Consider the following 10,792-nt stretch of genomic DNA (forward strand, 5'->3'; position numbering starts at 1 on the left):
CGGTTGCCGCAGGAGAATCCCGCCGTCCCCTATTTCAGGGACTCCAGGAAGGCCTCCAGGCGCGTGGCGACCTGGCCTTCCTGGTACTCGCGGTCGTCGATGCAGTCCCCGTCGATGATGAGGGTGGGAACACCCGCGCGCTGCAGGGCGCCCTTCGCCAGGGGGGCGCTCCCGCAGCTCTGGCGGCATCCCCAGTGGTTGTAATGGATGGCGCCGTCCACGCGGTACTCCCGGGCCAGGCGCACCAGGTGAGACACCCTTCTCTCCGCCGCTCCCACCAGGAAATGACCGCCCAGCTTGCGGGCCAGCGATGGGAAAGGGTCCCGCGGGTCCATGGCCTCCCAGGTGGCGTGGGTGTATTCCTCGCAAACCAGGCGGGCGCCGTGTTTTTCCAGTATCTGGAATATAGTCTGGGAATACCAGGGTTTCAGGTGCATCCACATGATGCGCAGCCCGTTCTTTCCCCTGCACCCCCTCTCACGCAGCTCCTCGGCGAGGAGGCGGTAGAAATCCGCGCCCGCCTGCGACCCCAGGCACCCCGCGAGGACGCTGACGTTCCCCATGGCGTCCTTGCCGTCCAGGGTACAGTCGTCGCGCTTGCGCATCTCCTCCACCTCGCGCAGGTGGCGAAGGGCGCGGTTGGAGAGCTCCACCGCGGTGGAGAGCCCCTCCATCATCTCCCTCTCCCTGCGACCGCTGAGGCCGGCCATGGCGCGCGCCGCCTCCGCCATGCGGCCGGCGAGCTCCTCCACGCCGCGTTCCCTGCCCGGCAGGGGTGCCTCCAGGACGAAGAGGGGAGCGCGGTAAAGGTCGCCCAGGAAGGCGAAGGAGAGGGGCGCGGAATCGCAGGGATAGTTGACGGCCAGCAGGAGGTCGGGTTCGGGGAGGAAGCCCTCCAGGGCGCAGCCCAGGAGGCAGCGGTGGTAGGAGCAGGCGTCGGACGGGAACTCCTCCTCCGCCGCGCGGTCTATGAAACGCGGGGCCAGGCCGGCCGAGGCCGCCACGGCCGCCGCCATCTCCGGGTAAAAGGGTATGCATCCAGACCCGAGGACCAGCTCGCTCGGGGTGAGCAGGTTGCACCAGACCACGGGGGCGCGATGCAGGTAGGCGTCGCGGGTGGCGCGCAGGAAGTATGCCAGCGAGACGCGGTCCGCCTTCCACTGCGGCCGGTTGAGAGGGGAGAGGGCCAGCCCCTCCACCGTTTTCCAGAAGAGGCGGGAGCGGAAGGTGGCCGGCGAGAGCCGGTCCAGGTAACGCTCCTTTATCTGCTCGAGCAGCTCCATGGCGACCTTTCAGGAGATCATTTCCAGGAAAGCCTCCACGCGGGTCAGCACCTGTCCCGCGTGCCCGTCGGCATAGTCGCTCTCCAGCCGCAGGACGGGTATCCCCTCGCGCTGCAGCATCTCCCGCGTGCGCGGGTATTCGTACAGGTATGAATCGCAGAACTTCAGGGAGGCATAGATGATGCCCCGCGCACCCGCGCGGAGCGCGTTCTCCACCAGGGTGCGGTGGCGCCTCTCCCCGTCGAGCATGCGCGCGCAGTGAGGGCGCGCCAGGTAGGCGGCGGCCAGCGCTCCGAGGACCTCCCCCAGGCTTTCCCCTTCCGCCAGGGTGGGCGCCGCGAAGGCGCGGTCGCCGTTGCAGAGGTCGGCCCAGACCACCCGCGCCCCCGCCTCCTCCAGGAGGGAGACCATCCCCGCCGGGTTGAGGATGTTGCCCGTGAGAAGCACCGGCACCCCGCGACCGGCCCCGGGAGCGGTGGCGGCGGGCCCCCGCGTCGCCGCGGGGCTCGCGGCGTCTTGCGGCGCGGACTGGAAATGCCTGGCAAGGAGCAGCCTCTCCCCTCCGCCCGCCCCTTCCGCCGCGCGGATGTACTCCCGGCGCAGTTCCTCCCTCGCGCGGCAGGCGGCCTTTATCTCCGCGTGGCTTATCTCCCTCCCCCGCCACGAGCGCAGGGCTTCCAGCAGGTGGCGGTATTCCCCGGCCAGCATGCGCTCGCCGCTCTTTCCCACGTTGCGGGGCAGGTCGAGGAGGAAGACGAAGCCGTCCGGGAAGAGGTCCTTCCAGGCGTCGTGGAGGCGGCGCATGCCGTCGCAGGAGTTGACGAAGACGGCATGATGCGGGCCCTCCTCCTGCATGGCCTGCGCCAGGCAGGACCGCACGTAGGGGCATATGGCAGGGTGCAGGAAGGCGTCGGAGTCGTCGATACGGTCGGGGTCTCCGAAGGAACGCACGGGCTTGAGGCCCGCTGCCGTCAAGAGCTCGAGGGGCGTATAGGCGCAGAACCAGGTTATGAGATCCTCGTCCATAGCGACCCCTTCACCCTCCCCGTATCGTTTCACGCTATCACTTCCTCCGCTTACGCACTCCCGCGTAACAGGATAACGTCATCCGCGTGGTCCCCGTCAGGCCGCCGCCCTCGACCGCGATCATCGTCTGTGGAGGTGCGCATGACCCCCGTCAATACGCCGTCTCCCGCGACGGTATAAAAATCGACTTGCGGGTATATTATATATGGCGCGCGGCCTGCATTGGTCGTGGTATCGCACGTAAGGACTGACCCGGTTGCGCAAGCGGTAAGGCCGGGCAACCTTCGCAGCCCTTGCCGCTGGTAGCTTGCCTGATGGGGGCATGTAATAAGGGAGAAAGCGGCGCGGGATGCTCGCCAAGCCGAACGGCCACGGTAAAGGATTCGTGAAAAAGGAGGAGAGCATGGACAAGTACGAGTGCACCGTCTGCGGGTATATCTACGATCCGGACAAGGGAGATCCCGAGGGCGGCATCGAGCCCGGGACACCCTTCGAGGACCTTCCGGACGACTGGGTCTGCCCCCAGTGCGGCGCCGACAAGGACCTCTTCGAGAAAGTGTGAGCCTTCCTGCGTGCGGTGGGGGAAGGGGCGGGCAGGGAAAAGGAAGGACATGCCGTACCGCAACGGTGGGCGGGGAAAGGTGGATAAGGGACAGCAGGAAGGGGAAGAGGGGGAAGTCGGAAACAGGAAAAGGGGTGGACGGCGGAAAAGTAGCCGTGAAGAAAGGTGATCGAGGGGGAACCCCGCCACGCCACCGTGCGAAGGCCGGCCCGCGGAGGTTTCCCACCGTTTGGAAGCGAGGTAAGGCGCGGTGGGCCGGCGCGTGAAAGGTTGGGTTGGCAGATAATGGCACCTAAGGGCAAGAGTACGGAGACGGGAGGATAACATGCTTCCGGTAAAGATCGCGGAGGGGGTGCACTGGGTGGGCGCCCTCGACCCGCAGCTGCGCATCTTCGACATCATCATGAAGGCGGACCACGGCACCACCTACAATTCGTATCTCCTCACCGGGGGGGACAAGGTGGCGGTGGTGGACGCGGTCAAGGCGCCCCACTACGATGAGTTCATCGCCAACATACGTTCCCTGGTGGACCCGCGGGACATCGCCTACGTGGTGGTCAACCACACGGAGCCCGACCATTCCGGGTCCCTGGCGCGCCTGCTGGCGGAGGCGCCGGACGCTCGCGTGGTCTGCGACCGCCAGTGCCGCAATTTCGTCAAGAATATCCTGAACCGGGACGTGGACCCCCTGCTGGTGCAGGACGGGGACACCCTGGACCTGGGCAAGGGAGTGGAGCTCTCCTTCATCCACGCGCCCTTCCTGCACTGGCCGGATACCATGTTCACCTACCTGAAAAAGGAAGGGGTGCTCTTTACCTGTGATTTCCTGGGCGCGCACTACTGCGACGACCGCCTCTTCGACGACCTGGTGGACGACTATCTCCATGCCTTCGAGTACTACTACCTGGTCATCTTCCGACCCTTCAAGAAATACGTGCTGGAAGCGCTGGACAAGATCGGGGGCCTCGACATCAAGGTCATCGCGCCCAGCCACGGCCCCGTGCTGCGCTCGGACCCGCTGCGGTACGTGGAGAAATACAGGGAGTGGAGCTCGCAGCCGGTTCCCGAAGAGGACAAGAAGCTGCTGGTGTTCTACGCCAGCGCCTACGGCAACACCGCCATGCTGGCGGAGAAGATAGCCGAGGGGGCCCGGGCGGAAGGGGCGAAGGTGGCGGTGATGGACGTCGCCGCCACGGAGCTGGGCCTGATGATCGACCGCATCGAGGCCGCGGACGGCATCGCCGTGGGGTCCGCGACCATAAACGCGGATGCCGTGGAGCCGGTGTGGTACCTCCTCTCCCACCTGGCCACGCTCAACCTCAAGGGGAAGGTGGGAGCGTCCTTCGGGTCCTACGGCTGGAGTGGCGAGGCGCCCAAGCTCATAGCCGAGCGCCTCAAGGGCCTCAAGTTCAGGGTGGAGGAAGAGCCCCTGCGGGTCAACCTGGTGCCCACGGAGGACGACCTGGAGCAGGCAGTCGCGTTCGGCCGGCGCCTGGCCCGTTCACTCTGACCCGTGCCCGGAGCGCGCCGCCCGCGGAGCGCTCCTCACGAGCCGTGCACGGAACAGGTGACCCGGTCGCCGGAAAGGGTGTAGGTTCCCCCGGAGGGGCAGGCGGGCACGCTCTCCAGGTAGCCGGGGACCAGCTGCTGGATGGACGTCGGCGCCTTGCCCTCCATGGCCTTGTACTGCTGGGCGGCGGCGGCTATGGCCCTGCGGTTGGCCGCGCAGGCCGCGGTTTCAGCCTGTCCCGCAGGCCCTCCACCGCTCCCGCCGTTGGCCTGGCCCCCTTGCGACGGCTGCGCGGATTCCCCGCCGCAGCCGGCGATAACCACGGTCAGGAGCAGCGCCAGCAGAACCGGGATGAAGACCTTCCTCATGCTCTTCTCCTCGGCAGTCACATTCCGCCTGCAAGCAATCTATCGGCGTGGAGGCGGGCCGGCTTGACTTGCGGGTCGGCAGGTGCGGCGAGGGGCGGCCCCGCGTGTCGGGGGCTTATCCTTCCAGGCCGCTTTCCCTGTCGCGGATGGCGCGCACGATCATCTTCTTGGCCACGTGGTTTATGATGCTGGGAGGGTTTTCCAGCACGGCCGCCCTCCATTCGTCCAGCGGCCTGTCGGCTTCCTTGAAGGCCTCGTAGAGGGCATCCTGCAGCACAGCGAAGTTGGGCTCGATGTATATCTCGTAGATGTATTTCTGGGGCCCGGAAAGCTCCTCCACGTCCTTGGAGAGGACTTCCTGGAACTCCTGCTTGATGCGTTTGCCGCGGTTGCGCACGTAATATTCGTTGAGCACCTTGAGAAAATCAACCACTTCTCCGCCCTCTTATCCTCGCCCTCTCACACGCCGAACGCGTCATGCATCCATGATATCCATCTCCGCGCCAAAATCAAGGAGGCTCGACCCGAACCGCGCCTCGCTTGCATCGATATCATGCAGCCGCTATTGCCATCGGTAAGCCCCGCGCGCGTCTTTAGAGCCCGGGCAAGCCGATGGGAAACTTTTACAGCCATGGCCATGCAGGCCGCTCAGGCCGTCCGCCGTGTTCCCGCCGCGGCCCCGCGGGATGCGCCTGAAACCGGGCGCCGAACGGCGCGGCGGCGAATAATAATGAAGCCCTCCGCTGAGGGCGTCGTGCGACCTGGTGGAGCCGATGGGATTTGAACCCACGACCTCTGCCGTGCGAAGGCAGCGCTCTCCCGCTGAGCTACGGCCCCTCGCATGTTGACCATTTTAACAGACTCGGCGCCCCTCTGCACCGGGACCGGGCGTCTCACGTGACACGGAAAGGCAGGCAGGCCCGAGCGCGATGCAGAGGGCTCTCCGGGGGCACGATGCGCGCCCCGCGGCGCCTCGCCGGGGTCATGCTCCCGTCGACCTGTCGATCATGTCGTGGAGGTTGACGGGTGACGGGCCGGGCGTCACCGGGAAAGGTTAGGGTATGATGGGAAAAGAGAAAGAGAGGGATAGGCAAGCCGGACCGTCGGGCTGGGAGATATGCCCAAGAGAGCACGACGGGCGGCAGTGAGATGCCGGGTAGTGGCGGGTTCGGCGCGCGGAGACCCGTGGCGCGCGGGGAGACCCACGGGCCGGCGGCGGGTGGGACGCTTGAGGGCGCGGCGCGCGCCGCCGGGACGCGCCACTGGCGTCGCCGGGCGGCGGAATCGGTCGGAGAGGAGGGAAACTCGAAGGTGAGCCCGGGAAGGCATCGCCGGCGAGGGCGCCTTTTTGTGGCGGTTCTCCTTGTCGCTTGCCTGCCGTGTGCGGGGCTGTTCTCCGCTTCTTGCAAGGGCGGTGGGCCGAGCGCGGGCGGAGCGGGGAACGGGAAAGGAGCCGGCGATGGAGGAGAAGTGCCGCGCAACCATTTCTCCTTCCTGTTGTGCGGGGATACCCACGCCCGCACCGATCTCCTGGCGAAGATCGTGGCCCAGGCGAGGGAGGGGGAGTTCCTGATCATAGTGGGCGATATCTCCACCGGCAAGGGCGTGGAGGAGATGCGGGGGATGAAGGACTTCCTGGAGGGGACGGGGATCCCCTACCACGTCATCCCCGGGGACAACGACATGCCACGCGGGGACGTGTCCGCCTTCCGCACGGTTTTCGGGCCGGATTACTATTCCCTCGACGTGCATGGATGCCATATGGTCTTTCTCAACAACGCGGTCATCGGCGTGGGGTGCCCCCCGCAGGAGCTCGCCTGGCTGCGGGAGGACCTCGCGGGGGCGGCGGGTAAGCCGGTCATCGCCTTCGCCCACGTGCCCCCAGGGGCCCCGGTGGATATGGCCCGCAGCGGTTTCGTGGAGGAGGAATCGGAGAACAACCGCGAGATGAAGGAGCTCCTGGCGGCCGCCGGGACCCCGGTGATCTACTGCGGCCACATCCACGCCTACATGCTCTACAGCTCCGGGCCGCCACGCGTGGTGGTCACCGGGGGCGCGGGCGCCAGGCCGCACCTTTCGGAGGAGAGCGGCGGTTTCCACCATTTCCTGCGCGTCACCGTCTCCGGGGGGGAGGTCAGCGAGGAAGTGATCCCACTCTGACCGCAGCCGGGGCACCGTGCCCGCGCATGGTCATCGCGCAGCGAGTCGCTCATGACACGCCGCCGTCGTCACCGGGGGTCCCTTCCCTCGCGGGCGACGGGGGTTTCCGCCAACAGGACAACGCCTCATCCACGGTATGGCGTTCGGTGTCCCGGTTCCTGATCAGTTTCCACTCGAAGAGCAACACCTTTTCCATCATGCCGGCGGGTACGCGCAGGAGCGCTTTCTCGCACAGCTCGCGCGCTTCGTCGAAGCGGCCGCATCTCCTTAAGACGTCGGTGATGAGAAGCTCGCTCTCGCCCGTTCTCCTGCAGGGGTTCCTTCGCTTCTTCCTCGCCTGCAGGAAGAGATCCGCTGCCCTCCCACGGCATTCCGCCGCCCCCCTGGCGTTCTCGTGGTCGTCCAGGACCCAGGCGGCGTAGAGGGCCGCCCATGCGGCGTCCAGGTCTTTGCCGGCGTTTTCCGCCAGCAGGGACCAGCAAAGGAAATCTCTGGCCAGGATGGGGTAGGAACGCTTGTTACGCAACTTCCGGTAGCGGTCGCCCTTTACCAGTTGGGCGGCGCCCTCGACCGCCTCCTCGATGGAGGGGGCGCAATAGCCGCAATGAGGGCATCTAAGCACCCAGGTGCTCATCGTGGAGCGCATCATCTCCGAAGGTCTCAGGTCGAGGTCGGGGCGACCAAAGGTATTGGTGGAATAGATCACCTCTTGAGGGCTCTTCTTACCGCAGAGGGCGCAGGTGTGCTTCTCGGGCGCGGTCACGGTCATCTTATAACCCCCCTTTTCCCGCGAGTGGGGGTATGGTCGCCTCACCTACTTTCGTGAAGCTCGTTCCGAACCCCCCTTCCCGCGAGTGGGGGCATGACCGGGGAAACCCGGCCAGGTGGTGGGCTGATCGCCTGCCCCCACACCTCCAGGGGCGGGCAGTACGTGGAGTTATCCTCGCCAGCAAGATCCATCCCTCCTCTTCCTTAAAACGTGTGCCCCAAGACATGCGTCTCCTTAGGGGCGCGGGGTGATCGGCGCCGCCGGGGCGGGAGTCCGGCTGCGCCGGCGCATCTCCAACGTCCCTGGCGCGGCGCCTTTCACCACCCCCTGAGCCTCTTCGCACGGCGTGGGGGCGCTTACACCGTGCCTCCAACCCGTCGTTACCGGGTTCGGACCAGGGGAAGTCCCTTTTGTTTCCGCCAGATCGTCCACATCCCTCCTCCAGCAGGTTCTTGCCCGCCGACCCGTCGGCCACATCGTTTTCCCACCCATGCGGCGCACCCGGGTGCGTTTTTATCGGATCCGAACCCTTCCCGGTCGATCCCTGCCAGTTGTTTTCCCGTCCATGTGGCGTACGCGCCGGCACGAAGGCCACCCCCGCCTCCTCGCGTCTCGAGTGCCGCCGTTCTTTCGCAAGGATACGCGTGTATATTAGATGAGATGTCCTGACAGGTGTATGGCAGTCCGTTTCGACCTTCTTCATTTTTTTGCCTCTTTCTTGAAAGCACGCCGGCCGTGTACCGGGCGAGGGGAAAGGGTAGGGATTCGGGCAACCGGTGACCTCGCGAGAAACCCCCTCGGGGCAAGCGCGTTTGTACGCCAGGCAGTGCTCCGGCCGGATGCAGGGCAGGCTACCGGTAGCGTTGCACGATCCCCGTGGCCCGCTCCACGATCATCTCGCGGAGCTCGGGGGGCCGGAGCACTTCCGCCTCGCCGCCGAAGGACATGATCCACGAGCAGATCTCGGCCAGGCCGCTCACGCGGAAGGAGAGCACGGCGCTCCCGTCCTCGAGGTCGACGCAGCGCTGGCTGAAATGCCACAGGCACTCCTTCACGTAGGGCGCCGCCTGTGGGGTGAAGAGCACCTCCACATCCTGGAGCTCGCTCCCCCGCATCACCTGCCAGGCCTCGCCCATGTAATCCTGTATGCTGAAGTCCTCGGGCGGCTGGAAATCCTTCTCGAGGAGGGCGGCCTCGAGGATGCGGTCGACCTTGAATATCTTTATCTCCCCGCGCAGGTGGCAGAACCCCACCAGGTACCAGGCATTGCTGCGGAAGAGGAAGCCGTAGGGGTCCACCTCGCGCTCGGTGACCTCTTCGCGGGAGAGGGAGTGGTAGGTCAAGCGCACGCTGCGGCTCTCCTCCACGCCCTTTTCCAGTGTTTCCAGTATGGGGAGCCGCTTGCCGTAATCCACGGTGGGTTCCCACGCCGGGGTGAAGTGCGAGGCCTCCCGGGTGACGGAGTCGCGGAGGCCGGGGGGGAGGACTGCGTAGATCTTCTCCATGGCGCTCTGCACCCCCCTCTGGAAGGGAGTGCCCTTCTGGCGGGAGAGGATCTCCGACCCCATGGCCAGGGAGAGCACCTCGTTGAGGTCCAGGTGTACCGGGGGAAGGAAGAACCCCTCGCTCACCCGGTAGCCCCTGTCGTAGTAGATGGGGATGCCGGCCAGCTTGAGCAGGTTGATGTCGCGGTAGACGGTGCGCTGGGAGACCTCGCAGCGCTCCGCCAGCTCGCATGCCCCTATGCCGGGTTTACCCTCGATAAGGGTGAAGATCTTCAGGGTGCGCCACAGGCGGCTTGCCTTCTCCAAGCTCCCACCTTCCCCGATTCCTTGCCTTTGATTATAGCAAACCGACGTCGCGTGGGCCGAACGCGACCCCTCGCGGCGGAGGCGCTCCTTCCCCGGCAGATGAAGGGAAAGAAGGTATTATACGCGGGGCTGAAACGCGACCCCGTGCGGCGGAGGCGCTCCGTCGGCGGCAACCCCGGAGAAGAGCCGCGGGTGGCCGAGGGGATGAGGACTGGCGTCGCCGATAGCGATCAGCGAGGACGCGACCCCCGAGATCGGGCACGAGGCCCTAAAAGGGGAAGACCCCGTTGGGGGGGACGGGGTCTTGCGTCTGGCAGCTAGTCTTGCTTGCACCCTTTGAGGGAAATTGCCGGTAAACTCATGGGGGATACCCTAGCTACCGTTTATTATATCGGACGGAGGCTGCCGCGACTTTATAGTGATTTTTTGCACCGCCTTACCGATGAGGCCCCGCGGTCTCCGCGAATTGGGCGGCGGGCGTTTTCGCGTGCAACAAGACGTCCGGACGCCTTCCAGGTCAGAATCTAAGGAGATCCCGCAGCGCGGTGGCCTGGCGACGTGAGACCGGGACCCGGCTCTCCTTTTCGTCCTTTAGGGTGACGATGAGGGCGTTGCGCGAGAGCCTGACGATCTGGTTCACCTTCTTGAGGTTGACGATGAAACTTCGGTGGGTGCGGAAGAAGGTCTTGCCGTCCAGCATCCTCTCCAGCTCGGCCAGGCTGTAGGTGGTCAGGTAGGACTCGTTGTAGGTGTGCAGGTTGGCGTACTCGTGCTTGGTGTCGATGAAGTAGATGTCCTCCATGGGGATGAGCTTTATGGCGTCGTGCCCGGGTTCAGAAACATGGTGGACACCCCCTATACTTGCTTTGTGTAAAAAAGAAGCAGAGCAAGGAGGTGTCCAAATGAAGGGTTCAGTTGGAACCACTACTAGTATCTACCACACCAGGCTTCCCCATCAATGGGAGTTGGAGAGAATGATGGGCGAGGTCCTCTCCAGGGAGGCCAGAAGGAGGCTGCGCTGGATAGAGCACTTTCGCAGCTGCGGAAATGCCAGGATGACCTGCCGCCACTTCGCCATCTCCCCCACCACCTTCTACAAGTGGCTGAAGAGGTACCTGAAACGGGGGCTCAGGGGACTGGAGGACCTCCCCCGCACCCCGAAAAGGAAAAGGGTCTCGGAGATCCCCTGGCAGACGATCCAGCTCATCTGCGACTTAAGGAGAGAGCACCCCGCCTGGTCCAAGCACAAGATAGCGGTGATCCTCAAGAGGGACTACGGCATCCGCCTTTCTTCCTCCAGCGT

Annotated in this window: 11 protein-coding genes and 1 tRNA gene; 4 read left to right on the plus strand and 8 right to left on the minus strand. The window is 65.4% G+C overall.

What is annotated here, in order from left to right:
• Positions 1–29: 29 nt before the first annotated feature.
• Both H5T73_11075 and H5T73_11080 read right to left on the minus strand, forming a co-directional pair.
• On the minus strand, positions 30–1,283 hold the full coding sequence (locus tag H5T73_11075) for a 2-hydroxyacyl-CoA dehydratase (GenBank protein ID MBC7248303.1): 1,254 nt from the start codon (positions 1,281–1,283) through the stop codon (positions 30–32).
• Positions 1,284–1,292: 9 nt separating this feature from the next.
• On the minus strand, positions 1,293–2,309 hold the full coding sequence (locus H5T73_11080; GenBank protein ID MBC7248304.1) for a 2-hydroxyacyl-CoA dehydratase: 1,017 nt from the start codon (positions 2,307–2,309) through the stop codon (positions 1,293–1,295).
• A 403-nt stretch (positions 2,310–2,712) separates the two neighbouring features.
• On the opposite strand from H5T73_11080, the gene H5T73_11085 reads away from it, so the two are divergent.
• Both H5T73_11085 and H5T73_11090 read left to right on the plus strand, forming a co-directional pair.
• Complete coding sequence (locus H5T73_11085; GenBank protein ID MBC7248305.1) at positions 2,713–2,871, plus strand: rubredoxin; 159 nt, start codon at positions 2,713–2,715, stop codon at positions 2,869–2,871.
• A 325-nt stretch (positions 2,872–3,196) separates the two neighbouring features.
• On the plus strand, positions 3,197–4,381 hold the full coding sequence (locus H5T73_11090; GenBank protein MBC7248306.1) for an FprA family A-type flavoprotein: 1,185 nt from the start codon (positions 3,197–3,199) through the stop codon (positions 4,379–4,381).
• 35 nt (positions 4,382–4,416) lie between these two features.
• Here H5T73_11090 and H5T73_11095 read toward each other — a convergent pair whose 3' ends face one another.
• The 3 genes from H5T73_11095 to H5T73_11105 all read right to left on the minus strand — a co-directional run bounded on the left by H5T73_11095 (position 4,417) and on the right by H5T73_11105 (position 5,586).
• Positions 4,417–4,749, minus strand: a complete 333-nt coding sequence (locus H5T73_11095; protein ID MBC7248307.1) for a hypothetical protein — start codon at positions 4,747–4,749, stop codon at positions 4,417–4,419.
• A gap of 115 nt (positions 4,750–4,864) precedes the next feature.
• Positions 4,865–5,182 (minus strand): hypothetical protein, encoded by a 318-nt coding sequence (locus H5T73_11100; GenBank protein MBC7248308.1) that lies wholly within the window; start codon positions 5,180–5,182, stop codon positions 4,865–4,867.
• Positions 5,183–5,511: 329 nt separating this feature from the next.
• A tRNA-Ala gene (locus H5T73_11105) sits at positions 5,512–5,586 on the minus strand.
• A gap of 633 nt (positions 5,587–6,219) precedes the next feature.
• Here H5T73_11105 and H5T73_11110 point away from each other — a divergent pair.
• A complete protein-coding gene (locus H5T73_11110; protein MBC7248309.1) occupies positions 6,220–6,909 on the plus strand; it encodes a metallophosphoesterase in 690 nt (229 codons plus the stop codon).
• 49 nt (positions 6,910–6,958) lie between these two features.
• Here H5T73_11110 and H5T73_11115 read toward each other — a convergent pair whose 3' ends face one another.
• The 3 genes from H5T73_11115 to H5T73_11125 form a co-directional block, all read right to left on the minus strand.
• Entirely contained in the window at positions 6,959–7,678 is a 720-nt protein-coding gene (locus H5T73_11115) for a hypothetical protein (protein ID MBC7248310.1), read from the minus strand.
• Between the two features lie 851 nt (positions 7,679–8,529).
• Complete coding sequence (locus H5T73_11120) at positions 8,530–9,489, minus strand: YafY family transcriptional regulator (GenBank protein MBC7248311.1); 960 nt, start codon at positions 9,487–9,489, stop codon at positions 8,530–8,532.
• Positions 9,490–10,006: 517 nt separating this feature from the next.
• Positions 10,007–10,291, minus strand: a complete 285-nt coding sequence (locus tag H5T73_11125) for a LytTR family transcriptional regulator DNA-binding domain-containing protein (GenBank protein MBC7248312.1) — start codon at positions 10,289–10,291, stop codon at positions 10,007–10,009.
• 100 nt (positions 10,292–10,391) lie between these two features.
• On the opposite strand from H5T73_11125, the gene H5T73_11130 reads away from it, so the two are divergent.
• Positions 10,392–10,792 (plus strand): helix-turn-helix domain containing protein (locus H5T73_11130; GenBank protein ID MBC7248313.1); only part of this gene is annotated, 401 nt, incomplete at its 3' end.

This window comes from Actinomycetota bacterium, from assembly GCA_014360655.1.
Taxonomy (GTDB): domain Bacteria; phylum Actinomycetota; class Geothermincolia; order Geothermincolales; family RBG-13-55-18; genus JACIXC01.

Excerpts from the sequence above, each read along its gene's own strand:
- H5T73_11075 (MBC7248303.1), bottom strand. The coding sequence starts at position 1,283 with ATGGAGCTGCTCGAGCAGATAAAGGAGCGTTACCTGGACCGGCTCTCG.
- H5T73_11080 (MBC7248304.1), bottom strand. The coding sequence starts at position 2,309 with ATGGACGAGGATCTCATAACCTGGTTCTGCGCCTATACGCCCCTCGAG.
- H5T73_11085 (MBC7248305.1), top strand. The coding sequence starts at position 2,713 with ATGGACAAGTACGAGTGCACCGTCTGCGGGTATATCTACGATCCGGAC.
- H5T73_11090 (MBC7248306.1), top strand. The coding sequence starts at position 3,197 with ATGCTTCCGGTAAAGATCGCGGAGGGGGTGCACTGGGTGGGCGCCCTC.
- H5T73_11095 (MBC7248307.1), bottom strand. The coding sequence starts at position 4,749 with ATGAGGAAGGTCTTCATCCCGGTTCTGCTGGCGCTGCTCCTGACCGTG.
- H5T73_11115 (MBC7248310.1), bottom strand. The coding sequence starts at position 7,678 with ATGACCGTGACCGCGCCCGAGAAGCACACCTGCGCCCTCTGCGGTAAG.
- H5T73_11125 (MBC7248312.1), bottom strand. The coding sequence starts at position 10,291 with ATGGAGGACATCTACTTCATCGACACCAAGCACGAGTACGCCAACCTG.